15 protein-coding genes and 5 pseudogenes are annotated in these 26,018 nt (G+C 69.9%); 10 read left to right on the forward strand and 10 right to left on the reverse strand.

Translation table 11 applies throughout. The features are described 5' to 3' along the window. Positions 1–57: 57 nt before the first annotated feature. The 8 genes and pseudogenes from H0I39_RS02050 to H0I39_RS02085 all read left to right on the forward strand — a co-directional run bounded on the left by H0I39_RS02050 (position 58) and on the right by H0I39_RS02085 (position 12,430). A pseudogene (locus tag H0I39_RS02050) lies at positions 58–2,912 on the forward strand (tape measure protein). A gap of 234 nt (positions 2,913–3,146) precedes the next feature. Next, positions 3,147–6,245: a hypothetical protein gene (locus H0I39_RS02055; protein WP_180549407.1), complete on the forward strand. Its 3,099-nt coding sequence runs from the start codon at positions 3,147–3,149 to the stop codon at positions 6,243–6,245. Positions 6,246–6,331: 86 nt separating this feature from the next. Continuing rightward, complete coding sequence (locus H0I39_RS02060; protein WP_180549408.1) at positions 6,332–7,867, forward strand: carboxypeptidase-like regulatory domain-containing protein; 1,536 nt, start codon at positions 6,332–6,334, stop codon at positions 7,865–7,867. A gap of 384 nt (positions 7,868–8,251) precedes the next feature. After that, entirely contained in the window at positions 8,252–8,500 is a 249-nt protein-coding gene (locus tag H0I39_RS02065; protein WP_180549409.1) for a hypothetical protein, read from the forward strand. A gap of 168 nt (positions 8,501–8,668) precedes the next feature. Continuing rightward, positions 8,669–9,433, forward strand: a complete 765-nt coding sequence (locus H0I39_RS02070; RefSeq protein WP_180549410.1) for a DNA adenine methylase — start codon at positions 8,669–8,671, stop codon at positions 9,431–9,433. Positions 9,434–9,527: 94 nt separating this feature from the next. After that, positions 9,528–9,883 (forward strand): annotated as a pseudogene (locus tag H0I39_RS02075) (hypothetical protein). A gap of 155 nt (positions 9,884–10,038) precedes the next feature. Beyond that, positions 10,039–10,680, forward strand: coding sequence for a response regulator transcription factor (locus H0I39_RS02080; protein ID WP_180549411.1), 642 nt, complete (start codon positions 10,039–10,041; stop codon positions 10,678–10,680). Between the two features lie 37 nt (positions 10,681–10,717). Then, the gene (locus H0I39_RS02085) at positions 10,718–12,430 is read left to right on the forward strand and encodes an ATP-binding response regulator (protein ID WP_180549412.1); all 1,713 of its coding nucleotides are present in this window, start codon (positions 10,718–10,720) and stop codon (positions 12,428–12,430) included. A 40-nt stretch (positions 12,431–12,470) separates the two neighbouring features. Here the strand turns inward: H0I39_RS02085 and H0I39_RS02090 are convergent, their stop codons facing one another. Both H0I39_RS02090 and H0I39_RS02095 read right to left on the reverse strand, forming a co-directional pair. Continuing rightward, complete coding sequence (locus tag H0I39_RS02090; RefSeq protein ID WP_180551650.1) at positions 12,471–13,196, reverse strand: IS1595 family transposase; 726 nt, start codon at positions 13,194–13,196, stop codon at positions 12,471–12,473. 74 nt (positions 13,197–13,270) lie between these two features. Beyond that, positions 13,271–13,912 carry a leucine-rich repeat domain-containing protein gene (locus tag H0I39_RS02095; RefSeq protein ID WP_180549413.1) on the reverse strand — a complete coding sequence of 214 codons (642 nt, stop codon included), beginning with the start codon at positions 13,910–13,912 and terminating at the stop codon, positions 13,271–13,273. A 355-nt stretch (positions 13,913–14,267) separates the two neighbouring features. On the opposite strand from H0I39_RS02095, the gene H0I39_RS02100 reads away from it, so the two are divergent. Together H0I39_RS02100 and H0I39_RS02105 are read left to right on the forward strand one after the other, a co-directional pair. Beyond that, entirely contained in the window at positions 14,268–15,206 is a 939-nt protein-coding gene (locus H0I39_RS02100) for an alpha/beta hydrolase (RefSeq protein ID WP_180549414.1), read from the forward strand. Positions 15,207–15,239: 33 nt separating this feature from the next. After that, positions 15,240–15,389, forward strand: a complete 150-nt coding sequence (locus H0I39_RS02105) for a hypothetical protein (protein WP_180549415.1) — start codon at positions 15,240–15,242, stop codon at positions 15,387–15,389. Positions 15,390–15,399: 10 nt separating this feature from the next. Here the strand turns inward: H0I39_RS02105 and H0I39_RS23855 are convergent. The 8 genes and pseudogenes from H0I39_RS23855 to H0I39_RS02145 form a co-directional block, all read right to left on the reverse strand. Further along, positions 15,400–17,081: pseudogene (locus tag H0I39_RS23855) on the reverse strand (formate--tetrahydrofolate ligase). A 91-nt stretch (positions 17,082–17,172) separates the two neighbouring features. Then, a pseudogene (locus H0I39_RS02115) lies at positions 17,173–19,586 on the reverse strand (YgiQ family radical SAM protein). Positions 19,587–19,697: 111 nt separating this feature from the next. Further along, entirely contained in the window at positions 19,698–20,168 is a 471-nt protein-coding gene (locus H0I39_RS02120; RefSeq protein WP_180549416.1) for a CHRD domain-containing protein, read from the reverse strand. A 144-nt stretch (positions 20,169–20,312) separates the two neighbouring features. Beyond that, entirely contained in the window at positions 20,313–20,819 is a 507-nt protein-coding gene (locus tag H0I39_RS02125; RefSeq protein WP_180549417.1) for a CHRD domain-containing protein, read from the reverse strand. A 365-nt stretch (positions 20,820–21,184) separates the two neighbouring features. After that, entirely contained in the window at positions 21,185–21,646 is a 462-nt protein-coding gene (locus tag H0I39_RS02130) for a SixA phosphatase family protein (protein ID WP_180549418.1), read from the reverse strand. Positions 21,647–21,669: 23 nt separating this feature from the next. Beyond that, positions 21,670–23,727, reverse strand: coding sequence for a polyphosphate kinase 1 (ppk1, locus tag H0I39_RS02135; protein WP_180549419.1), 2,058 nt, complete (start codon positions 23,725–23,727; stop codon positions 21,670–21,672). 38 nt (positions 23,728–23,765) lie between these two features. Then, positions 23,766–24,820, reverse strand: a pseudogene (locus H0I39_RS02140) (glycosyltransferase family 4 protein). 197 nt (positions 24,821–25,017) lie between these two features. Further along, positions 25,018–25,902 (reverse strand): UDP-2,3-diacylglucosamine diphosphatase, encoded by an 885-nt coding sequence (locus tag H0I39_RS02145; protein WP_180549420.1) that lies wholly within the window; start codon positions 25,900–25,902, stop codon positions 25,018–25,020. Positions 25,903–26,018 lie beyond the last annotated feature (116 nt).

Genomic DNA, 26,018 nt, shown 5'->3' on the forward strand with positions numbered 1-26,018 from the left:
TCCATCAGCGCGGAACTGGCGCTGGTGCGCAACGCGTACATCGGCCTGCAGGGCCTGATGGGCGTGGTGCACTCGGTGCGCGGGCTCACCGCCACGGCCGACGCCGTGAGCAACCTGCAGGCGCGCATCAAGCTGGTGACCGGCGAAGGTCAGCTGTTCGAGGAGATGTGGGAGCGCGTGGCGCAGACGGCGCAGCGCACCAACAGCGACCTGGGCGCCACGGGCGACCTGTTCAGCCGCATCGCCGCCGTCGGCAAGGATGCCGGCCTGAGTGCGCAGCAGGCTGCCGAACAAAGCCTGGCCATCACCGAGTCGATCAACCAGGCGGTGCAGCTGTCGGGCGCCTCGGCCGAGGCCAGCCAGGCGGCGGTCACCCAGCTGATCCAGGGCCTGCAGTCGGGGTGCTGCGGGGTGACGAGTTCAACTCGGTGATGGAGCAGGCGCCGCGCCTGGCCCGCGCGCTGGCCGACGGCCTGAAGGTCACCACCGGCGAGCTGCGAGCCATGTCGCAGGCCGGCAAGCTGAGCGCAGACACCGTGATCCGGGCGCTGCAGTCCCAGGCGGATGTGCTGGAGCAGGAGTTCGGCACGCTGCCGCAGACCATCGGCCGCTCGATGGAGAACCTGGCCACGTCCTGGTCGCTGTTCGTCAGCCAGGCCGACCAGGCCAGTGGGGCATCGCAGAAGATCGCCAGCGCCATCGACCTGCTGGCCGACAACCTGGACACCGTGGCCACCGTGGCCTGGCGCGCCGGCCAGGTGATGCTGGCCATGGTGGCCATCAAGACGGTCAAGACGGTCTATGAGTTCGGCGTGGCGGCGCTGAGCAGCGCGCGGGCGCTGGATGCGGTGGCGGCCTCGGGCGCGCGTGCGGGCGCAGCCATCAACGTGGCGTCGGCCGCTCAGCAGCGTTTTGCCCACATTGCGCGCAGCCTGGGCTACGCCACCATTGCCGACCAGGTGTTGCGCATCTCCATGGCCTACATGGAGCTGCGCCAACAACAGCAGCAGCAGGCGCAGCTGACCGATGCGCTGGCCGAGAAGGATGCGCGCGCGGCCCGGCGTTTGAGCGAGATTTCGCAGGCCACCGGCGTGCTGGTGCGCAGCATGGAAGAGTTGAATGCCGCGCAGGCATCCGGCGCCCTGGTGTTCAGCGAAGCCGAAGGGCGCTGGATGTCGGCTGCCCAGGCGCAGCAGCAGCTGGGCCTGGCGGCCGAGAACACCGCCGACCGGCTGGCTGGCCTGAACGCCGCTGCCGCCGTGGAGCAGTTCCACGCCATCGTCGAGGAAAGCGGCAAGGCGGAGGAGGCGCTGAAGAAGCTGGTCGAGGGCCTGCGCTTCGACGACGCCACCAGCGTGGCCGGCTTCACGCGTGCGCTGGAGGCGCTGCGCAATGGCGGCACGCTCACTGCCCAGCAGGTGGGCGACGCCTGGCAGCAGGCACTGGCCAAGCTGGACGCGGGCCAGATCGACCGCGTGCGCACCCAGCTGGAGGCCGCGGCCGCGCAGGGGGTCATCAGCGCGCAGCAGCTGGCACAGGTCAATGACCAGATCCTCACGGCGTCTTTCGCGCGGCTGGGCGTGAACTCGGCGCAGGCGCTGGGGCAAATCAGCAAGGGCGCGCAGGACGCCATCGGCTCGGTGGCGCTGGTGATGGAGACCCTCGACGCGGCCGGCGCGCAGTCCGAAGAGGCGGCGCGCGCCATCGAGCTGGCGTTTGCCGCTGCCGTGCCCAAGGCCGACAGCCTGGAGGCTGTGGCGGCGCTGGAGCAGCAGCTTGCGGCTGTGGGCGAGTCCGGCAAGATCGGTGCGGCGGGCGTGCAGCGTGTGCAGGAGGCGCTGGACCGCCAGCGCGCCGCCATCCACGACCAGCTGCCCGGCATCCAGAGCCTGGGCGAGGCCCTGCGCCAGCTGGGCGTGAAGCCGCAGGCCGAGCTGAACGCGATGGCGCACAGCGCGCGCACCGCGTTCGACATGGTGAAGGCCTCCGGCAGCGCCACCGCGCGTGAGCTCAATGACGCCTGGCGCGTGATGGCCGAGGCGCAGATCGCCGCCAACAACGGCGTGGCCGATGCGGCGCTGGTGGCGCAAGCCAAGCAGCACGGCTTCGTGATCCAGGCCGACGAGGCCGGCAAGGCGGTGGTGGTCAGCATGGCCGATGCCATCGCGGCGATGCGGCAGTTCGGCGGCGCCGCCGAGCGCGCGGGCATGCAGGCGCGTGGCGCGGGCGAAGAGGCGGCCGAAGGCGCTGACGCCGCGCGCGAGGCGCACGAGCAGGCCGCACAGGCCATCGAGTTCACCTGGCTGTCGGCCCGCACACAGGCCAGCCGCTATGCCGACGAGGCGGCGCGCCACGCCGAGACGATGGTGGGCACGCTGCAAAAGTACCTGGGCACCGGCATGAGCTGGAACCAGTACATCGGTGCCTGGAACAGCTATTACGGCGACCTGCGCCGGATGGCCGAGGAGTATGCGGCGGCGCTGGAGGGCATCGACGCGCGCCAGCAGGCGCTGGAGCGGCGCAACAGCGGCGCGGCCAAGGGCGTGGACGACTTGCGCATGCGCCTGCTGGAGCTGAGCGGCAGCGAAGAGGAGATTGCCCAGGCGCGTGCGGCGCGCGACCGTGCCGAGGTGGAGCGCCAGATCCAGCTGGCGCAGCTGGAGGCCGAGCGCGCCAGCGTGCGCGGCGACCATGGGGCGGCGCAGCGCTTTGCCGAAGAGGTGGCCTTGCTGCAGGAGCAGCTGAGCTGCTGGGGCAGATCGAGCGCGCCGAGAAGCGCCAGCGCAAGGAGCGCAGCCAGAGCGGTGGCGCGGGCGGTGGTGGCGGCAGCGGCTCGTCGGGCAGCAGCGGCGGCAAGGGTGGTGGCATGGCGGCGCCCAACGTCAACATCACCCTCAACGCGAACGGCGTGAACGACCCGGCGCGACTGGCCCGCATGATCGAGCCCGAGCTGAAGCGGCTGGGGCGCCTGGCGCGCTGACCTTGCATGACGAATGACCGCGCCTGGCGGCGCATGACAAATGACAAAGCGCCATTGGTCATTGAAGCGCAGCGAAGTCATTCGTCATTCGTCATGCGGCGCAGCCGCGGTCATTAGTAAAGCGTTTTAGTTGGCGACGGGCGCGGCGGGCCGGCACCATGCCCGCATGCCTTCCGTGCAGCGCTTCCTCTCCGGCCGCCACAACCTCGCGCGCACCGCCGCGCTGGTGGCCAGCAGCGTGCGCGCCAGCCGCGCCATCGAGCGCGTGCACGCGCAGCGCACGGGCGGTGGCCGGGTGCGCCTGGCGGGCGACTACATTGGCCACGAGGCCGCCGACGTGCAGGTGCGCATCAGCGCCACCGGCGGCGTGCCGCGCGCCAGCGTGCCGCAGTTCGTGGGTGTGGGCAATGGCGGCCTGCAGGTGCTGGCGGTGGATGCCGCCGCGCCGCTGCAGGGCATCACGCTGACCCTGGCCGACCTGGGCGTGGCCACCGCGCACGCGCTGCTGGACGTGCGCGAGGTGCAACTGCGGGCCCGCGCGCCAGGTGCGGTGGGCAACAGCATTCGTGTTTCGGTCGAGCCCCGCCTGGTGCGCACGCCCACCGCCTGGGCGCTGCTGGCCGACTGGCCGGCCGGCACGGCGGTGCAGACCGGCCCGCAGTGGGACTTTGGCGGCCTGCCGCTGAACGCGCAGCAAGAGCTGGACGCCGCCAGCCCGCGCATCCAGTTCGGCAGCGACCCGCAGGTGTACCGGCCGTGGCGCCGCTTCAAGGACGGCGCCTGGCAGTTCGGCCTGTCGCCGGCGCTGGAGCGCAACGTGCCGGCCGGCACGCCGGTGCTGGCGGTGACGGGCGGCTACGTGGTCACCGTGACGGACGGCGTGGCCAGCGAGACCTTTGGCGACGTGGACGCGGCGCAGCCGGCCATCGAGAGTTTTCACGACCTGCTGCTGGCGCTGGCCGATTCCGCCCTGGTGGAAGTGGCCGGCGTGGTGGCGGCCGACCGCACGGTGGGCGGGCAGGCCGCCATCGACGTGCCGCTGCGCACCCAGGCCTGGCTGCTGGCGCTGGGCGGCAAGGTGGCGCTGGCCGGCGTGGCCGTGCCGCCCGGCGCGCCCACGCAGGCGGTGACGCTGCGCTGCATCAACGACGACGTGGTGGGCGCCGAGCGCTGGAGCGTGGCCGGTGATGTGTCGGGCACGCTGCCGGTGGCCACCACGGGCGTGCCCTATGCCAGCGCGGCGGCGCTGTTCACCGTGCCGCGCATCGACCCGGCGGCGGCGGGCAGCGGGCGCTGGTCGTTCAAGTTCCGCCCGGCCGCGCGCGAAGCGGGCGAAGGCGTGCCGTCCATCTGCCTGCGGCCGTTCCGGCTGGGGCGCAACGCGGTGCCGCGCACCGTGACGTTCACCTACACCAAGCGGCCGCCGGCCGATTGCAAATGCAGCGACATGCCCACGCCCCGGCTGTCGTTGGCGTGTTTGGGGCTAACAGAGGAGGCTGCATTGATTGACGCCGAATACCAATCCCGGCTGGAGGCGCTGTACAAGTGGCGCAGCGACTTCACCGAGGGCAACAGCGGGCTGCCCAGCGTCGACGACGACATTCATGGCGTTGACGTCACGCTCGCCAACCGCGTGACCGCCGTGCTCGCGCAGGGGTTGACCGACCTGTTTGCGGCCCCGCCGGCCGTGGCCGCCGCGCTGACCGAGTGGGATGCTGCGCTGGTCGCGCTGAAAGCCGACCTGGCCAGCCTGGAGACGGCGACCGGCGTCGATGACGATCTCTACGAGAAGGCGCTGGTTCTCCGGGAAAACGGCAACCTGGCCATCAGGTACGTGGATCAGTACGCGGCCCGCTACGAGGCCCGCATGGACTACGTGCGCACCCTGGCGGGCATCGTCCCAAAATCTGAATCCAGCAGCAGTGATGCGGGCAGCTGCTGGACCGACCACGGCGGCACCCACTGGTGGGTCGACGCCGAGGGTTATTACCTGCCCGCATTCACCAACCAGGCCTACGTCAGCGCGCGGCGCGATACCGATACGGGCCGGGCTTACTCGACGCAGGAGTTCGGTTTCGGCCTGGTGGTGGCCTGCCCCGAGCGCCTGCGCGAGGGCGACGAGATCACGCTGCGGATCGAGGCGGTGGACGGCGAGCGGCCCTACCGTGTGGGTGATGAGGCCATCATCCAGACGATAGGCGCCGGCCCGGCCTGGCTGGCGGGCGGCGTGGACGGCACCGACGTGCAGACCTGGCGCGTGCTGGGCGGCGCCAGCGGCGCGCTGCCCGACTACGTGGTGCCCACCGATGGCGCGCCCGTGCCCGACTATGCGGCCGCCGGCATCACGCTGCGCATGGCGCCGGGCGGCATCCCATTCAGCCTGGGCGACACCTTCACGCTGGCGGTGGAAGCCGGGCAGTATCAGTGGCGGCAGGACGGTGGCGCCTGGTCGGCCGAGGCCGACATTCCAGCCGATGGGCAGGCGCTGCTGGCCGATGGGTTGACGGTGCACTTCGACGCTGGCGCCGCGCCCTCGTTCGTGCCGGGCGACGATTACGTGTTCCGCGTGCACCAGCCCTGGGCGACCAGCCACGTGCGCGATGCGCAGGCCAGCGCCTGGGGTTGGGACGGCAGCAACGCCACGCTGGAGATCGACCTGGGTGCCGTGCAGCCGCTGGGCGCGCTGGCGCTGGCGCGCTACACGCTGCCGGCGGGCGCCGTGCTGGCGTTCGAGCTGTCGGACGACGGCGCTGGCTGGACCGCGCCCGTGGCGCTGGACACCAGCGGCCCGGCCTGCGTGCACCTGCTCGACGCCGCCGCGCGCCACCTGCGGCTGACGGTGGCGGGCGCCGAGGGCGGCCACATCGGCTGGCTGTGGGTGGGCGTGCCGCTGGCCACCGACCACCACGCCAGCAGCTGCCAGCGCCGCCGCCGCTGGGCCGCGCGCCGCGGCGACGGCCCCAACGCGGCCAGCCTGTACAGCGGTGTGGGCGACGGCTGGAGTCTGGCGTGGGAGCCGGGCGATGCGCAGAGCAGCCGCCTGCTGGCGGCCGATGTGGCGCAGTTGGTGGGCCTGTTGGACTGGGCGCAGGCCCATGACGAGCCGCTGCTGTTCGTGCCGCACCACCAGCACCCGCAGGACGCGGCGCTGGTGCGCTTTGCCGCCGATGCGCTGGAGGTGACCGACCTGCACGCCTGGCAGCCCGACAGCGCGGGCGACCGCATCCTGTCGGCCGCGCTGGAGCTGGACCCGGTGTATGCGTGACGCCTGGCTGCAGATCGACGGCGGCGCCGATGGCGTGACGCTGAACCTGCTGCCAGCGGGCCAGGGCGGCGCCGCCGGCCGAGGGTTTGAGCCTGGCCTGTCTGGCGGGCCTGCCGCCCATCGAGCGGCCGCTGTCGGTGCCGGGCATCGAGGCCGCGCCCACCAGCAACATGGAGGTCGAGTTGGACAACGCCGACGGCGCACTGACGCGCCTGTGGGCTGACCGCCCGCCGGTGCGCCGCGCTGCGCGTGTGCGGGCCGGCGGCGGCGTGCTGTTTGCCGGCGTGGTGACCGGCGTGCAGCTGGGCGCCCGCGTGCGACTGAGCCTGGAGGCCGGCATGGACCGCCCGCTGTCGGACAACCTGCCGCTGCGCACCAGCGCGGTGTGGGGCGGCTGGCGCGAGCTGCGCGTGCTGCCCTGGGGCTGGGGCCAGGTGACGGTGGCACCGATCCAGTACAGCAGCGACCAGCGCGTGTTCGCGCTGCTGGACCACCCGATCCAGGGCGTGGACGAGGTGCGCCGCGACGACGTGGCCACGCCGGCCTATGACTGGCGCAACGGTGTGGACAGCACGGGCCGCGCCGTGTCGTTCATCGAGCTGGCGCAGCCGCTGGCCGAGGGCGAGCGCCTGGCCGTGACGCTGCGCGGGCGCATGCACCCGGACACCGGCCGCCTGCTGCAGACGCCGGCCGAAATCCTGCACGACGTGCTGGCCCACCTGGCCGGCGCGCCGGTGCAGTGGGCCGACTTTGACGACTACCGCACCGAGACCGCCGAGTGGGTGCTGGGCGGCCTGCTGGACGACAACACCGTGAGCGTGCGCGCCGCGGTGGACCAGCTGATGCAGTCGGCCGGCGGTGCCTGGTCGGCCGCCATGCCCGGCATTGCCCTGACCTGGCCACCGCTGCCCGACGACGCCGCGCCGGCCTTGCGCGTGGACCGCCTGGCCGCGCCCGAGCTGCAGGCGGCCACCGCCGCCACGGGCATCGTCACGGTGCTGCGCGTGTTGTACGACTACGACCACGCGGCCGGCCGCTACCGCCGCGCGGTGCAGCTGCGCGCGCCCGACGCGGTGCGCGAATACGGCGCGCTGGAGCAGGAGTGGCCCGCGCCCTGGCTGCGCACGCCGCGCCAGGCCGAGGCGCTGGGCCGGCGCATGCTGGCCTGGCTGGCGCGCCCGCGCTGGCGCCTGGGCTGGCGCCAGGACTGGGCCGATGTGGCCACGGGCAGCTGGGTACACATCGAGCACCCGCTGGCGCCCATTGCCGGCCGCCACCGCCTGCTGGCGGCGCGGCTGGACCTGTCAGGGGCCGAGCTGGAGGGCAGCATCGAAGCGCCCGTGGGGCCGGTGCCGGCCATCGAGACCACGCGCCTGTCCACCGCGTTCGAGCCGGTGATTCAGGCCGGCATCACGGTGGAGGTGGCCGGCAGCGAGATCATCTTCACGGCGCGCGACGAGCAGGGCAAGGCGCTGCCGGGCGCGCGCATCACGCTGAACGGCGGCGCCACCCGCATCGCCGACGCGGCCGGGCGCGTGTCCTTCCCCGTCGCGCGCGGGCGGCATGTGCTGCTGATCGAGGCCGACGGCTACCCGGCGAGCGAGGCGGTGGTGGTGGTATGAGCGAGCGGCGTCGCTTCTTCCCGGCCACGCCGGTGCAGCGGGTGCCGGGGCGCACGGTGGAGCTGGAGATGCAGCTGCGGCCGGAGGCGCCGGTGCTGGCGCCGGCCGCGCCGCCGCCCCTGCCACCTGCAGTTGGTGTGCCGGCGGCCACCTGGCTGCCAGGGCGCTTCACGGCCATGTGGCAGAACGAGGACCCGCCCGAAATCAGCGCCGAGGCGGATGGCCGTACCCGCATCCACTTCTGGGGGTACCAGACCTGGTGGGTGGGTGAGCCCATGCTGGTAGATGGCGTGCCGGCACCGCTGCCAACCCCGGCGTGGCGCTGCGTGCAGGTGGACATGGAGCCCGGCTGGGGCGAGTCCGCGCTGTACGGCGTGCTGTGGGATGCCCCGCGGGGCGCAGTGGGTGCTGGCGTGGAACTCGCCCGCCGATCCCGCGCCCGACTTGCCGCTGCTGCAAGGCTGGCAGGTCAGCAGCCTGGGCGACCGTGCCCGCGTCGATCAGGCGCTGGTGACGGTGGCGTTCCTGGCGGACGGCGGCAACAGCGGCGAGGCGCAACTGGTGGCCCGCGCCATGCTGGGCGATACCGTGCTGGGGGAACTGGTGTTGAACGTCACCCGGCAAGGATGGTGAGCCCATAGAAAAAGACGGGCGACCGCCGATGGTGCTGAGAACACCGCCGACGGCCCCTTCCTGCAGAGCAAGCTGCAAGTCAGGCGAAGACCCGCCACCTGTGCACAGGCGGAGCGAGCCTATCAGAGATCGGCCGGCCATTGCGGCTGGCGCAAAGGACTTGCACCCATGACAAAACCCATCATCCCCTGGATCGGCGGCAAACGTCGCCTGGCGCGGCACATCCTGCCGTTGTTCCCCGCGCACACCTGCTACGTCGAGCCGTTCTGCGGCGCGGCCGCCCTTTTCTTCAGCAAGCCGCCGGCCAAGGCCGAGGTGCTGAACGACATCAACGGCGAGCTGGTGAATCTGTACCGCGTGGTGCAGCACCACCTGGAGGAGTTCCTGCGCCAGTTCAAATGGGCGCTGACCAGCCGGCAAATCTTCAAGTGGCTGCAGGCCACCCCACCCGAGCCGCTGACCGACATCCAGCGCGCCGCGCGCTTCTTCTACCTGCAGAAGAACGCCTTCGGCGGCAAGGTGGCTGGCCAGACCTTCGGCGCCAGCGCCACCGCGCCGCCGCGGCTGAACCTGCTGCGGCTGGAGGAAGACCTGTCGGACGCCCACCTGCGGCTGGCTGGCGCCACCATCGAGCACCTCGACTGGGCCGAGTGCATCCGCCGCTACGACCGGCCCGCAACGCTGTTCTACTGCGATCCGCCGTACTGGGGCACGACGGGCTATGGCGTCGGGTTCGAGCTGGCCCAGTACGACCGCCTGGCCGAGCTGGCCAGGAGCATCCAGGGCAAGATGGTCATCAGCGTCAACGACATCCCCGAGATGCGCCAGGCCTTCGGCGGCCTGGCCATGGAGCGCGTCGAGATCACCTACGCCGTAGGCGGCAAGGGCCGGCCGGCCGGGCGATCGGGCGAGCTGGTCATCCGCAGCTGGTGAGTCGCGGAAAGCCGACAGACCGGCCGAAAGGGCTTGCTGGCGGGGCCGTTCAGAGCGTCAATCAGCTCATCCCGCCCCGCACCAAGGACCCCCGATGACCGCCACCCAGACCCCCGCCACCCAGAACGAAGCCTGGGGCTTCTGGGGCACCATGGAGGAGCACGCCCCCGCCGCCTGGCCGCTGGCATTGCAGGCCATCTGCGCCGCCACCGCCCAGCCCCTGGACGACGCCCGCGCCTTCCTCGACAGCCGCCACGGCCGCCACTTCGCCGACAGCGTGCGCGACGCCCTGGCGCGGGGCCAGGCCCTGCCCAAGGCCATCGACACCGCCACCGCCCAATGGATGACCTGGGGCATCGGCCGCACCACCAGCCGCCAACACGGCATCCCCGCGGCCTGCCCTACCTAACCGGCTTCGTGGCCCACTGCGGCATCGCCCAAGCAGCCTGATTCGCCCCCAAAAACAGCCAAGCCACCCCAGCGGTGGCTTTTTTGTCGTCCTATCATTGCTGCCTGTGCAATTCCTTTGCCGCAGGCACAACGCTTTTGAGCAGCCAATATCGCGCTTCTCACCGCTCAAATATCGCGGCGCGCTTCATGCGGTGATGAACACCGAGCCGGCACCATCCCCCATCCTGTCGCCTGTCACACCGCTGCTGATCGCCGATGACCATCACCTGGTACGGGATGGATTGAAGTTGATGGTCATGGCCATGTTTCCCGATGCCTGCGTGCTGGAAGCCGCCAACGCAGAACAGATGATTCGACAGGTGCGGCGTTGCAACGGCGTCGCCCTGGCGATGGTCGACCTGAACATGCCGGGCATGGACAAGGGTGCCGCGCTGGGCTTGCTGGGCCACGAATTCCCGCGGCTGCGCCTCGTCGTGGTGTCGGCGCTGACCTCGCCGGACGTCATCCGCCGCGCGCTGGCATTGCCCGCGGTGCATGCGTTCGTGCCAAAGAGCGCGGGCGCATCGCATATGCGGGAAGCGATCGAAGCCGCGCTGCACAACCGCAAGCTGCCGTTTTCGCCTGCTCCCGATGCGGAGCCGCCACTGGATGCGGCGCTGACGCCGCGCATGCAGGAAATCCGGAGCCTGCTGCGTCAGGGCCTGTCGAACAAGAGCATTGCGCGGCAGCTCAATCTGTCCGAGGGCACGGTGAAGAACTACATGTCGGAGATCTTCCGCGCGCTGTCGGTCTCCAACCGCACCCAGGCCGCGCAATACGACACCGAGACAGCCTGAAAAGACGCTGCCCTGCGGGGCCGCGCCGCCCCACGCCATGAGCGCCATCGGCCTGCCGGAAATCCCCACTGGTCAGACGCAGCCGGTCAAGCTGTACCTGCTGATCCGCGCCTGCGAACTGCTGCTGGCACTGGTCTTCGTGCCAGTGCTGCCGTGGTGGCAACCCGCCTTGTGGTTCGCACTGGTGGCCAGCACCGGGACATGGGGCTTTCTGCGCGTGCGGCGCGCCGACTTCAAGCTGCTGGCGACGCGTGCGCGGCGCAACATCTACCGGCGTTATGTCTGGCAATCGGCGCTCGCGGTGGGCAGCGCCTGCTGGCTGCTCTATGTGCCGCGCAGCCACGGGCTGCAGGCGCTGCTGGGCATGTTTCTGGCACTGACGGCCTGCCTGGTGGCCATGTGGGGCGTGCGGGACATGCCGCGCACGGCCGTGGCGGTGAGCCTGATCCTGGGCCCGACGGTGCTGCGATGGATGGTCGACGGCGCGCTGGAGCGCCGTCCCATGGTCTTTCTGGTCGGGGTCTGCGGCGTGGTGCTGGGCGCCATGATCGTCTACACCGCCACGCTGCATGCCGAACGCATCGCCCGCGAATCGGTATTGCGTGAGCGGGCCGAGCGCGCCAGCGATGCGATGGCCGAGATGGGCCTGGCCAAGTCAAGATTCTTTGCTGCCGTCAGCCACGACCTGCGCCAGCCGGTGCACGCGATCGGCCTCTACCTCGAGCCGCTGTCGCGCGCGCTGGGCCCGGATACCCACTCGGAGATGCGCCGTGCGCTCAACGGCATCCGCCAGTCCTGGCATGCGCTAGACGATCTGCTGGCCCAGGTGCTTGACCTCACGCGCATGGACGCGGGCACGCTGCAAGCCAGCATTCATCCGGTTGGACTGGGGCCGCTGGTGCGCGCCGCGGTGCTGCAGCACAGCGCCATGGCAGAGCGCGCCGGCGTTCGCCTGGTGGCCGCGCTGCCTGACGATAAAGCGCCGTGCGTGTATGCCGACGAGATCATGCTGCGCCGGGTCTTGTCGAACCTGGTCGATAACGCGATCAAGTTCTCGCCCCGCGGCCGCTGCGTGCTGCTGGCTGTACGACCGGCATCCCAGGCGTGGCACCTCCAGGTGCGCGATGCGGGCCCCGGCATCCCGATCGAGCAGCAGGAAAGCGTGTTCCAGGAATTCATGCAACTGGACAATCAGGCGCGCGACCGCCAGCAGGGCCACGGCCTGGGCCTGGCGATCTCGCGCCGCTTCGCGCACCTCATGCTCGGCAGCCTGACGCTGCGTTCGGCGCCGGGGCGTGGCAGTTGCTTCACGCTGACGCTGCCGCTTGCAGCCCCGCCACGGCTGCAAGCGCACGAGCCCGATACAGGACCAAGCAGCGAACTGCCTGCCGACGGCCCATGGGCGCCTGCCCCACGCGACATCCTGCTGGTGGAAGACGACCCGCTGGTGGCCGACGCGATGTCGCAACTGCTGGGCAGCTGGGGACAAACCGTGCGCCACGTCGATACGGTGGCTGCGGCCTGGCGCGCACGCGCCTTCGGCCAGCTCGCGATCTGCGATGTGCGCCTGCCACATGGCGGCAACGGCTTGGAACTGGCGCTGGGTCTGCGCGCGCTGGGCAAGCAGGTGTTTCTCATCACGGGAGAAACCGACGCTGGCCTGCGCGCCGACGCACAGGCGGCCGGGCTGCCCTTGCTGACCAAGCCTGTCTCGGCCGCACAGATGATGGCCGCGCTGCAGGATACCTGACCAGTGGCTATATATTAAGGGTCTTAGGAAGCAAACGCTATCAAAGCGGATTGTTTCTGAGCAAGGATAGCAATGCTTGGTAGAGGTTCTGATTTCGATGATTGAAGCGAAACTCGGTCTCCTTCAAGTGCAGATAGAACGTCTTGCGCGGCACGCCATTGAACTGCGCCAGTCGCCGCTTGGCGAAGCTCCAGAAGCTCTCGATGCCATTGACATGCACCGAGCCACGTGCGAGCTCATTGGCCCCGTGGCTGACCCGAAAGTGCTTGTCAAAGCCCACGTCCACCAGCCCGTCGTAGCCTCTCCAGCCATCAGTGTGAATGATGCTGGCAATGTCGGCCTTGCCCCGGATGATGGCCTGCAAGGTGCGTTTGGAGGCATCGGGCACGATCTCGGTGTAGACACAGTCGCCTCGCTTGAACAAACCAAAGACCACCGTCTTGCGGCCCGCGCCGCGGCCGCGCAAGCCGCGTACGCGACGGGGACCGAAGTAGGACTCATCGGCTTCGAGCTCTCCGACAAAGGGCGAGCGCGCTTCACAGTGCTCGGCCATGCGAGCACGCATGCGCAGATAGATGCTGTTGACCGAACGCAGCGACAGCCCGCACAGTTGGGCGCAGTCGGTGGCCGTCAAATCCATGGCGAAGTAGCGCACGAGCTGGCGAAACTTCGCTTCACTGATCTTGGAACGCCTGAAGTACCTGTTTTCTGAATCACGATAGGAAGTTAGCTCACTTGGTAGAGAGGTTTGCTTCCTAAGACCCATATTAAATAGCGCCAAAACCAGTCTGAATCGGCGGCTGGGTTTCGTAGCTTGTTCCGGTGCCGTCGCCTTCCTTTTCAGATGGCATCCGATGGCGGATGCGTGCGCGCCACTGCGCCTTCCGGGCGGAGCACCCGCGCCTCGTAGACGGCATCGGACGTGGTGCCTTGCCAACGATTGAACGAAGCATCGAACCGCCTGATCTGCGGCAGCCCCACCAGCACCGGCAGCGGCCCGTGCAGCAGGTTGTTGGAGATGTCCACTTCGCGCAGCGCGAGATGGCTTCGAGACGCCGTCATCACACCGCTCAACCGGTTGTTGGCAAGCATCAGGCGCTCCAGCCTCGGGGTGGCGTGCAGTGCGGGCACCGGGCCGTCGAGCAGGTTGTTGTTGGCCTTCAGGACGCGCAGTTGCGTCAGCCCGCGCAGCGAAGGGAGGGGACCGTGCAGGTAGTTGAGCGACACCGTCAGTTCGCGCAACTGTGTTAGCGCGCCGAGGTAAGGTAAGCGGCCGCGCAGCTGGTTGTTGGACAGGCGCAGCCCGATGACGTGACGCTGCTGGTCATCGCAGCGCACGCCCGTCCATTGGCATTCGCTTCCAGCCGGTCCGCGCCAGCCGGCGCGCTCGGTCCACTGCGACCCTGCGGTGGCCTCGAACAGCGCAAGCAGCGCCTGCCGCTCGCTGGCCGGCACGGCAGCCTGTGCGCTGCCGGCCGCCATGGCGGCTGCCAACAGCAGGGCATAACGACCAGGCCGGATCGCCGACGTGCGCAGGTCGCGACGCCACGGGCGTGAGATAGGGTGTTCATCGGTATCTTCTCCTCAAACATAGGTGATGGGCAACGGCCCTGCCGCGCTCAGCGACCAGCGGCCGTGCGCCAGCGTAGGCAGCAGGGGGCGCCACGCCCACCTGAAGAAAGTCACCTTTCGCGCCACTCGACTTGTTTCGTCCCCTTTCGGAGGGACGCTAGGCGGCACGCATGACGAAGTTCACCTGTGCCCGGATCGAAGCGGTTCCTACAGTACCTCGCATCCCGCGCGGCATGTTGCTGCGCCGTCACCCCGAGAGCCGCCCATGCCACACTTCGCCTCACCCTTCGTCACCGCAAGCGATGCGCACCCGATCCGGTCGCGGCCCCCACCGCGAGAGATCGGCCGCTTCGCCGAGACCTCCTCCGTCCGCTGGCTGCGCCGCGTGTTCGCCGTGCTCAACCGCACCGCTCCATCCGCTTCGGCGCGCCTGGCCTACGCGCTGCTCACGCGCCCGCCACGCGTGCCGGAGCGCGCATGGGAGGCGGCGATCCGCGCGCAGGCGCACACCAGCGCGCTGCCCTTTGGCACAGGCCGTCTGGCCGTCTACGAATGGGGCACCGGGCCCGCAGTGCTGCTGGTACACGGTTGGGGCGCCCGTGCCACACATTTCGGCAAGCTGGTTCCTGCCCTGGTCGCTTCGGGGCGGCGCGTCGTGGCCTTCGACGCGCCTGCGCATGGCCGCTCCAGCGGGCGCCACACCACGCTGCCCGACTTTGCTGAGGCGGTGGCCGCGGTGGCTGGACATGCGGGAGAAATCCAGAGCTTGATCGCGCATTCCTTCGGCGTCGCCATGGCCCTGTGGGCGCAAGCCGAATGGGGCCTGCGCGTTCAGAGGCAGGTGCTGTTCAGTTCCCTCGACCACTGCCAGTGGGTGACCGAGGAATTCGCCCGTCTGGTAGACCTGCCCTCAGCGGTGATCGAACGCGGCCGGCAGCTGATGGTCGAGCGCACCAACGGACGCATGACCTGGGACGCCCTGTCCGTGGCCGACTGGCTGCGGCAAAGCACGGCGCCGACCCTGCTGCTGCACGACGCCGACGATGCCGAGGTCCCAATTCACCACTTCTTCAACCTCATGAAGGCGTGCGCCCAGCGTCCGCTCGATCTGCACGTGACCGAGGGGCTCGGACATCACCGCCTGCTGGGCGATGCCGGCGTGATTGCCCGCGTCATGGACTTCCTGCACGCGCCAGGGCACTGACCTTTTCTTATCCTTCAACCCACAGGTGACACCATGCATATCGCCTTCTCACACCCGTTGTGGCTGCTTGCGCTGCTGGCCGGGCCAGCCGCGCTGACCGGTCTGGCCTGGCTGGCCGCGCTGATCGCCCGCATCGCCCACGGCATGCCCAAGCGCAACGAGGACATGGTGCTGACGGAGTAGCACGGCGGCGTCAGAACAGCCCCGTCACCTGCCCCGTGTCGTCCAGGTCGATGGTTTCGGCCGCCAGGCGCGCGGGCAGCCCGGGCATGGTCATGATGTCGCCGCACACCAGCACCACGAAGCCGGCGCCGGCCGACAGGCGCACTTCGCGGATGTGCACGGTGTGGCCGGTGGGCGCGCCCAGTCGCTTGGGGTCGGTCGAGAAGCTGTACTGGGTCTTGGCGATGCACACCGCCAGGTGGCCCCAGCCGTCGGCCTGCAGCTGCTTCAGGCGCGCCTCGGCCTCGGGGCTGGCGGTGATCTGCGCGGCGCCGTACACCTTCTGCGCCACCTGCAGCGCCTTGTCCCACAGGCTGTGCGCGTCGTCGTAGGCGAAGCGCGGCGCGCGCGGGGCGTGCTGATCGCACAGCGCCACCACTTCGCGCGCCAGCTCGGTCGCGCCCGCGCCGCCATCGGCCCAGTGGCGCGACAAGGCGTAGGGCACGCCGCGCGCGGCCATGCGGCTTTGCAGCAGCGCGTGCTCGGCCGTGGTGTCGGCCACGAAGTGGTTGGCCGCCACCACGCAGGGCAGGCCGAACACCTCGCGCACGATGTGCAGGTGGCGCTCCAGGTTGGCCAGGCCGGCCTCCAGCGCCGCCAGGTTCTCCTGCGCCAGCGCGTCCTGGGCACGCCGCCCTGCATCTTCAGCGCGCGCACCGTGGTCACCAGCACGGCGGCCGTGGGTTGCAGGCCGGCGATGCGGCACTTGATGTCGAAGAACTTCTCGGCCCCCAGGTCGGCGCCAAAGCCGGCCTCGGTGATGGCGTAGTCGCCCAGCTTCAGCGCCGCGCGCGTGGCGATGACGGAATTGCAGCCGTGCGCGATGTTGCCGAACGGCCCGCCGTGCAGCAGCGCGGGGTTGTTCTCCAGCGTCTGCACCAGGTTGGGCGCCAGCGCGTCCTTCAGCAGCACGGCCATGGCGCCATGCGCTCTCAAATCCGCAGCGGTCACGGGCTTGCGGTCGCGCGTTTCGGCCACCACGATGCGGCCGAGGCGCTCCTTCAGGTCGCTCATCGAGCGCGACAGGCACAGCACCGCCATCACCTCCGACGCGGCGACGATGTCGAAGCCGCCCTCGCGCGGGTAGCCGTTGGCCGGGCCGCCCAGGCCCACGGCGATGTGGCGCAGCGCGCGGTCGTTCATGTCCATCACGCGGCGCCAGAACACGCGCCGCACGTCGATGCCCATCGCGTTGCCCTGATGCACGTGGTTGTCGAGCACGGCGGCCAGCAGGTTGTGCGCCAGCGCGATGGCGTGGAAGTCGCCGGTGAAGTGCAGGTTGATGTCTTCCATCGGCACCACCTGCGCGTGGCCGCCGCCGGCCGCGCCGCCCTTCATGCCGAACACCGGGCCGATGGACGGCTCGCGCAACGCCAGCACGGCCTTGTGGCCCAGCCGGTTCATGCCGTCGGCCAGGCCGACCGAGGTGGTCGTCTTGCCCTCGCCCGCCGGCGTGGGGCTGGTGGCGGTGACCAGGATCAGCTTGCCATCGGGCCGCTCATCCAGCGACTGCAGCCAAGGCAACGCGATCTTGGCCTTGTAGTGGCCATAGGGCACCAGGTGTTCGTCGGCGATGCCGAGGCGCTCGCGCGCGATGTCGGTGATGCGGCGCAGCGTGGCGCGGCGGGCGATGTCGAGGTCGTGAAGGGCCATGGGCAGGGTTCGGCGTTGAGCGTGCGGCGTTGAGCGTATCAGCGCGGCCGGGCGTGGCCCGAGCGGATTTTCACCCTGAGGCGGGCGCCACTCAGCGCTTGCCGCGGCCGACCGGGCTGCCACGCTTGGCGGCCTTGCGCGCTGACGGCGAGCGCGCGGCGGTGGCGCGCGGCGGCAGGCCAGTGTGCTGCGTCAGAACCGCTCCGCGCGCAGGCTGGACGGGCGCGGAGCGCTTCTTTGCACTTCCGGCGTGGGCGCCGGCGCGCTGGCGGTGGAGTTGTTGCGCCGCGCGCTCTGGTAACTGCCATCGATCACCGGCTGCCAGGCGGGTATGAGGTGCTGCTTGCCGCTGCCGATCAGGTCGTGGCGGCCCATGCGCTTCAAGGCTTCGCGCAGCAACGGCCAGTTGTTGGGGTCGTGGTAGCGCAGGAAAGCCTTGTGCAGGCGGCGGCGGCGCTCGCCCTTGACGGTGTCCACTGCTTCGCCGCGCTCGTCGCGGTGCACGCCGACCAGCGGATTGAGGCCGGTGTGGTACATCGCCGTCGCCGTGGCCATGGGCGAGGGTAGAAGGCCTGCACCTGGTCGGCGCGAAAGCCGTTTTGCTTGAGCCACAGCGCCAGGTTGAGCATGTCTTCATCGGTCGTGCCGGGGTGTGCGGCGATGAAGTATGGGATCAAAAACTGCTGCTTGCCCGCCTGGGCACTGAACTTCTCGAACAGCTGCTTGAACTTGTCGTAGCTGCCGATGCCGGGCTTCATCATCTTCGACAGCGGGCCTTCCTCGGTGTGCTCGGGCGCGATCTTCAGGTAGCCGCCGACGTGGTGTTGCACCAGTTCCTTCACGTAGGACGGCGAGCGAATCGCCAGGTCGTAGCGCAGGCCGGAGCCGACCAGCACCTTTTTCACGCCGGGCAGTGCGCGCGTGCGCTGGTAGATGCGCGTGAGCGGGGCGTGGTCGGTGGTCAGGTTCTGGCAGATGCCGGGATACACGCAACTCGGCTTGCGGCAGGCGGCTTCGATCTCGGGCGACTTGCAGCCCAGGCGGTACATGTTGGCGGTGGGGCCGCCCAGGTCGCTGACGACGCCGGTGAAGCCTTGCACCTTGTCGCGCATCTCTTCCACTTCGCGCAGGATGGATTTCTCGCTGCGGCTTTGGATGATGCGGCCTTCGTGCTCGGTGATGGAGCAGAAGGTGCAGCCACCGAAGCAGCCGCGCATGATGTTGACGCTGAAGCGGATCATCTCCCACGCGGGGATCTTGGTGTCGCCATCGTGGCGACCGCGCGCGTCGGCGTAGCGCGGGTGCGGGTTGCGCGCGTAGGGCAGGTCGAAGATGTGGTCCATCTCGGCCGTGGTCAGCGGGATGGGCGGCGGGTTGAGCCACACGTCGCGCGCGGTGGCGCCCTCGCCGTGCGCCTGCACCAGGGCGCGGGCGTTGCCGGGGTTGGTCTCCAGGTGCAGCACGCGGTTGGCGTGGGCGTAGAGCACGGGGTCGCGCTTGACCTGCTCGTAGCTGGGCAGGCGGATGACGGTGCGATCACGCGGCGGGCGCGTGCTGCGCAGCGCCGGGTTGGGCACGAACACCAGCGGTTGCGCCGCAGGCTGAGGTTCTAAATAAAATTCGCCCTGAGTCGCCGTGAAATCTGATGTTTCAGCTATATTTTTGCAGTATTCGATGCTTCCATCGAACACGAAGCCCCTGCGCCGCGGCCTGTTCGCCGGTGGTCTGGTAGGGGTTGATGTGCGCTTCGACGCGGCCAGGCTGATCGACCTCGGTCGAGTCGATCTCGAACCAGCCCGGCTCGCTCACACGGCGCACGAAGGCGGTGCCACGCACGTCGGTGATCTGCCCGATGGGCTCGCGCCGCGCCAGCCGGTGTGCCACCTCGACCAGCGCGCGCTCGGCGTTGCCGTACAGGAGCAGGTCGCACTTGCTGTCGACCACGATGGAGCGGCGCACCTTGTCGCTCCAGTAGTCGTAGTGGGCGATGCGGCGCAGGCTGCCCTCGATGCCGCCCAGCACGATGGGCACGTCCTTGTAGGCCTCGCGGCAGCGCTGGCTGTAGACGATGGCGGCGCGGTCGGGCCGCTTGCCGCCCACGTCGCCGGGGGTGTAGGCATCGTCGCTGCGGATTTTGCGATCGGCCGTGTAGCGGTTGATCATCGAATCCATGTTGCCCGCCGTCACGCCCCAGAACAGGTTGGGCCGGCCCAGCGCCTTGAAGGGCTCGGCGCTGTGCCAGTCGGGCTGCGCGATGATGCCGACGCGAAAGCCCTGCGCCTCCAGCACGCGGCCGATCACGGCCATGCCGAAGCTCGGGTGGTCGACATAGGCATCGCCCGTCACCAGCACCACGTCGCACGAATCCCAGCCGAGCGCCTCCATCTCGGCCCGGCTCATGGGCAGATAGGGCGCGGTGCCGAAGCGCTTGGCCCAGAAGGGCTTGTAGCTGGTGATCGGCTTGGCCGCGCGCGGGAAGAAGGAGACGTCGATGGGGGCGTTCATGGGGTCACGGCGGCGCAAGGGGCCTGGGCGGCCGGCCGTGTGCAGGGCAGATGGGGGCTGATTCTAGGTTTTCAGCCCATTCCGCGCTGCCGCAGGCTCTTCGGGCGCGGCTCAGTGCCGCTCGATCAGCTGGCCGCGCAGCTCGCCATCGGGATAGCGGGCGGTGCGGATGTTCACGTACCACTGGCCGGCCAGCAGGTCGGCGCGCTGCCGGGGCGTGAGCATGGCGCGGCCTTCGGCAGGGTTGGCGAGCGTGCGGCCGAGCATCATCACGCGCGGCGCGACTTCGCCGCTCATGCCGGGGCTGTGGAAGTGCGCGCCGGTCACCGGGCCGCTCAGGCCGCTGAAGTTGAGCTTCCACTGCAGCAGGCCGGTATTGCGGTTGAGCACGGCCACCAGCTCACCCTGCGCGGCGCTGTCGCTGGGCGGCACCACGTTGCTGCCGTTCAGCCGGGCGCTGAAGGCCGCCAGCTCGGGCTGGCGCGCGGGCTCGGCGCGCGGCATGGGGCGGATCGGCGGCGCCGGCTGCGTGACGGGCGGGCTGGCGCAGGCGGCCAGCAGGGCGGTGGTGATGGCGGCCACGGCCCAGCGCCCGCTGCGGGCGACACCAAGGGGAACGGCGAAGGAAAAAATGCGCGGACGACATGCCGCGCACCTTATCACCCGCCCCGCCTCAGCCGGGCGGGGCTTACAGGCGGATACCTTCGTGTCGTCTGGCTTGCGACTTCAGTTCACCACGCGCAACTGGCCGCGCAGCTCGCCCGACGGGTAGCTGGTGGTGTGCACGTTGACGTACCAGCGCCCGTCCATCAGGTCGACCGCCTGGTTGGGCGTGAGCGTGGCGCGGCCCTCGTAGGTGGGGCCGAAGGGACCGGGCCACACCATCACCGCGGGGGCGGTCTGCCCCTCGGCCGCCGGGCCGTGGAACTGCACGCCGGTGATCGCGCCGCTGAGGCCGGACCAGGTGGTCTTCCAGCGCAGCACGCGGGAGTTGCTGTCGTACACGGCGTCGAGTTGCGCCGTGCCATTGCTGCGCGTGGGCGGCATGGCGCTGCTGCCGTCGAGGCGCGTGATCAGCGCCACCAGGTGGGCGTTGGGGTCGATCGGTGCGGGCACGGCGACCGGCGGCGGCATGGTCTGCCCCACCGGCGGCAGCGGTTGCGGCACGGGCTGCGACGGCGGGATGGCCTGCGGCTGCGCGATGGGCGGCGGCGGCACCTGCGGCCCGGGCAAGGGCTGGGCGCGCGCACGGGCGGCGGGTCGTAGCGCGGCCCCAGATCGACCGTGGCGCAGGCGCTGGCCAGCAGGGCGGCCGCCAGCACGGCAACCGAATGGCGCGGAGGAACCAGGTGGATCGAAGACATGCGGGCAACTCCTTTGCTTGTGACGTGGAACTGGGGCGATGTTAAGCGCGGCGGGGGCGTGCCTCTGTAGGTCGGTGCCCGCACGCGCCCACGCAAAGCGCCCCGGGGCACCCCTCGAACGCGGGGTGACGCGGCACTGCCACACCTGCAATAGCTACCATTAAAATAGCGCCTGGCGCTTGCTGCATGGGCGCTCAAGGCCAATTTGGCTTGAAATTCAGCGCGCGGCGCGGTTCACAGCAGCTCGGCCGTCTGCACCGTGACCACCACGGTCTGCAACTGGCCGTCGCGCTCGCGGCTGCGCAGCCACCAGATGGCGCCCTTCTTGACCGAGCATTCGTGCTCGGCCATGCCCAGCAGGCGCGAGATGGTCTCGCCCAGCGTAGGCTGGTGGCCGACGATCAGCACCGGCGCCTTGCCATTCGGCCAGCCGGCCAGTTGCAGCAGCTGCTCGGGGCTGGCACCGGGCTGCAGCTCGTCGTGCAGCTTGTACTTGCGGCCCAGCGCCAGCACCGTCTGCTCGGTGCGGATGGCCGGGCTGCACAGGATGCGCGTGCCCTCGGGCAGCTGGCGATCCAGCCAGGCGGCCATGCGCGTGGCCTGCTTGTCGCCGCGGCGCGTCAGCGGGCGGTCCAGGTCGGTCATCATGCCTTCGGGGTCTTGCGCCTCGGCGTGGCGCCACAGAATCAGGTCCATCGTTCACTCTCCTCCAGATTGCTTCAGGATCGGTAGCGCTCCATCAAGGCCGCCTGGGCGCTGGGGCCGGGTGGCGCACCGGGCGGGACGACGCTGCGGTAGTGCCCGCCGTCTTCCATCACCCAGGCGTCGCGCGCGTCGTGCAAGTAGGCCAGCAGGCATTCGTCGATGATGCGCTGGCGCAGCAGCGGGTCGGTCACCTGCCAGGCGGTTTCGACGCGGCGCAGCATGTTGCGGTTCATCCAGTCGGCCGACGACAGCCACAGCTGCTCATCGGCCCCGGCGCGGAAATAGAACACGCGCGAATGCTCCAGAAAGCGGCCGATGATGCTGCGCACGCGGATGTTTTTGGTCAGCGCCGCCGGCAGCATGCAGGCGCCGCGCACGATCAGGTCGATCTTCGCCCCCGCATCGCCGGCGCGCAGCAGCGCCACGATCAGCGCCTCGTCGGTCAGCGCGTTCATCTTGGCGACGATGCGCCCGCCCCGCCCCTTCATCGCTGCCTGCGCCACGGCGTCGATCTTGGCCAGCATCTGCCGGTGCAGCGTGAACGGCGCCAGCAGCATGCGCTGCATGCGCGGCAGGCGGCTGTGGCTGGCCAGGTGCACGAACAGCTGGTCCATGTCGGACGTGAGGCGCGCGTCGGCCGTCAGGTAGCTCAGGTCGGTGTACAGCGCCGCCGTGCGCGGGTTGTAGTTGCCGGTCGACAAATGGCCGTAGCGGCGCAGCTGGCGGCCTTCGCGCCGCGTCACCAGCAGCATCTTGGCGTGGGTTTTGAGGCCCACCACGCCGTACACCACCTGCGCGCCAGCGCGCTCCAGGTGTTCGGCCCAGTTGATGTTGGCCTCCTCGTCGAAGCGCGCCTTCAGCTCGACCACGGCCGTCACTTCCTTGCCGCGGCGCTGCGCGTCGATCAGCAGGTCCATCATGCGGCTGTCGTTGCCGGTGCGGTAGATGGTCTGCTTGATGGCCAGCACGGCCGGGTCGTGCACGGCCTCGCGCAGGAAGTCGATCACGCCGTCGAAGCTCTCGAACGGCAGGTGCGTCAGCACGTCGCCGCGCTTGAGGCGCTCGAACACCGATTCGCCGCGCTTGAGTTGCACCGGATAGCTGGCGCTGTAGGGCGCGAACAGCAACTCCGGGGCGTCGACCAGCGAGATCAGCTGCTGCAGGCGCACCAGGTTCACCGGCCCTTGCACCTTGAACAGCGCCTCGGCCGGCAGCCTGAACTGGCGCAGCAAAAAGTCGGACAGCTCGGGCGAGCAGGCCGACGACACCTCCAGCCGCATGGCCAGGCCGTAGTGGCGCTGGTGCAGTTCCTGCCGCAGCGCAGTGCGCAGGTTCTTCACTTCCTGCTCGTCCACCGACAGATCGGAATCGCGCGTGACACGGAAGTGCGAGAAGTCGCCCACCTCGCGCCCCGGGAACAGATCGGGCAAGTGCGCGCGCACCACGCTGGAGAGCATGACGAACAGCGTTTCGCCGCCGCTCACGCGCTCGGGCAGGCGCAGCACGCGCGGCAGCACGCGCGGCACCTTGACGATGGCGATCTCGTTGCGGCGGCCGAAGGCGTCCTTGCCCTTGAGCTGCACGATGAAGTTGAGCGACTTGTTGGCCACCTGCGGAAACGGGTGCGCCGGGTCCAGCGCCACCGGCACCAAGAGCGGCTTGACCTCGCGCAGGAAATGCTCGCGCACCCACTTGCGCTGCGCCTCGTTGCGGTCGAGGTGCGACACGATGCGCAGGCGCTTGGCGGCCATGGCCGGCAGCAGCACGTCGTTGTAGATGGCGTACTGCCGGTTCACCAGCCCGTGCGCGGCCGCCATCAGGCGGCGCATGCCGCCACCGGCGTCGGTGCCGGCGCGCCAGGCCGTCAGGTGCGGCTCGGCGCGCACCTCGAAGAACTCGTCCAGGTTTGACGACACGATGCACAGGTAGCGCAGGCGCTCGAGCAGCGGCACGTCGGGCCGCTCGGCCCAGTGCAGCACGCGGTGGTTGAAGTCGAGGATGCTGGCATCGCGGTCGAGCAGCGGGTAGCGCGCGAGGATGGCGGCGGTATCAGCGGCGGCGGCGGCAGGCATGGCGGCACTTCAAAAATGGAGCATCGCCGCAGGATACATCAGCCCGCCGCCGGTTGTGCCAGCGTGGCCGGGCGTGCCGGCACGAGGTATTCGCGGAACAGCCGGGCCGCCGCGTCCCAGCCGAAGCGCTGCGCGTGCGCCCGCGCATCGGCACGCGGAATGCGCAGCGCCTGCTGCACCGCATGGCGCAGGTCGGTGTGCATCACGCCGCCCACCGGCTGGCCGGGCGCGGCGGCCAGCACCTCGGTGGGGCCATCCACCGGGTACGCCGCCACGGGCGTGCCCGCAGCCATGGCCTCGAGCATCACCAGGCCAAAGGTATCGGCCCGGCTGGGAAACACGAACACGTCGGCCGCCGCGTACACGCGCGCCAGTTCTTCGCGGGGCAGTACGCCCAGCCAGCGCACCTGCGGGTAGCGGGCGCGCAGCTTGTCCTCCACCGGGCCGACGCCGCACACCACCTGGGTGCCGGGCAGATCCAGCTCCAGAAAGGCCTGGATGTTCTTCTCGTACGACACACGGCCGACGAACAGGTGCAGGGGCCGTGCGATGCGCCCCAGCGGCGCGTAGTCGATGGCCTTGGGCTCAAAGGCGAACAGGCGCGTGTCCACGCCGTGCGTCCATTCGCGCAGGTGGGTGAAGCCGCGCTGCGCCAGTCCCGCCGCCACGCCGCGCGTGGGCACCATCACGCCCGACGAGGGCCGGTGGAAGTGGCGGAAGAAGGCATAGCCCCACGGCAGCGGCAGCCTGACGGCGGCGTGCAGGATCTCGGGAACTTCGTGTGGAAGGCCGTGGTGAAGGCCCAGCCGCGGCGCAGGCAATGGCGCCGCGCGGCCCAGCCCAGCGGGCCTTCGGTGGCGATGTGCACGGCGTCGGGCTGCGCGCGGTCCAGCAGGCCGCGCACTTGCGAGCCGGGTCGCACGGCCAGGTCGATGCCGGGATAGCCCGGGCAGGGGCGGGTCTTGAACTGGCCGGGCTCGATGACGATGACCTCGTCGCCGCTGGCGCGCAGCGACTGCACCAGCTCGACCAGCGTGGTCACCACGCCGTTGACCTGCGGCTGCCAGGCGTCGGTCACCAGAGCGATTTTCATGGAATTACTTCTAAAATAATAGCTGCTTGCGCTTGATGGGCAAGGGCTAGAGGCTTATTTGATTTAAGAAAACAAACAGCCGGACGCAGAGGACGCCAAGGTTTCGCAGAGGGCGCAGAAGAAAACATTGGTTTGGCTGTTTCTTTTGCGCCCTCTGCGGAGCTTCTGCGTCCTCTGCGTCCGGCTGTCCGGCTGTTTCACACGGTTTCCACCGCCCGCGACGGCGGCACCTCGGCCGCGTGGCCGGGCTGCCAGAAGATCAGCTCCAGCCGCCCGTCGTGGTGCTCCACCAGCGCGCTGCGGCTTTCCACCCAGTCGCCGTCGTTGCAGTACAGCATGCCGTCGATGCTGCGGATCTCGGCATGGTGGATGTGGCCGCACACCACGCCGTCGTAGCCGCGGCGACGTGCCTCGTTGGCCACCGCCACCTCGAAGTCGCTGACGTAGTTCACCGCCTTCTTCACCTTGAGCTTCAGGTAGGCCGACAGCGACCAGTACGGCAGCCCCAGGCGCGCGCGCAGGCTGTTGAAGTGGCGGTTGAGCTTGAGCACCGCCTCGTAGGCGTGGTCGCCCACATAGGCCAGCCACTTGGCGTGCTGAATCACGCCGTCGAAATAGTCGCCGTGCGTGATCCACAGGCGGAAGCCCTCGGCGGTGACGTGCACCGTCTCCTCCACCACGTCGATGCCGCCGAAGTTGTGGTTGAGGAAATGGCGCGCGAACTCGTCGTGGTTGCCCGGCACATAGACCACGTGGCAGCCCTTGCGCGCGCGGCGCAGGAGCTTCTGCACCACGTCGTTGTGCGACTGCGGCCAGAACCAGCGCCGGCGCAGCTGCCAACCGTCGATGATGTCGCCGATCAGGTAGAGCGACTCGCTGTCGTGTTCCTTCAGGAAGTCGAGCAGCGGCCCGGCCTGGCAGCCCGGCGTGCCGAGGTGGATGTCGGATATGAAAATGGCGCGGTACCGGGGTCGGTCGCGCGCCATGTCGGGCTCGTCGGCATCGCCGCCGCCACGCTCGGGCGGCGGACCCTGCCACGGCAGATCGGGGCCGCCAAAACGCGCAGTGACATCGCGGAACATGGCCGGTCGAACCGCCGCGGAGCAGGCGAAGTCAGCGGCCGCCGCGGCCGGACCTGCGCCGGCCGCCAGCGGCGTCCCCCTCGCGCAGCAGAGGGGGAAGGCCCGACGGAGACTCA

The sequence above is a fragment of the Ottowia beijingensis genome (assembly GCF_013423955.1).
GTDB classification, from domain to species: domain Bacteria; phylum Pseudomonadota; class Gammaproteobacteria; order Burkholderiales; family Burkholderiaceae_C; genus Ottowia; species Ottowia beijingensis.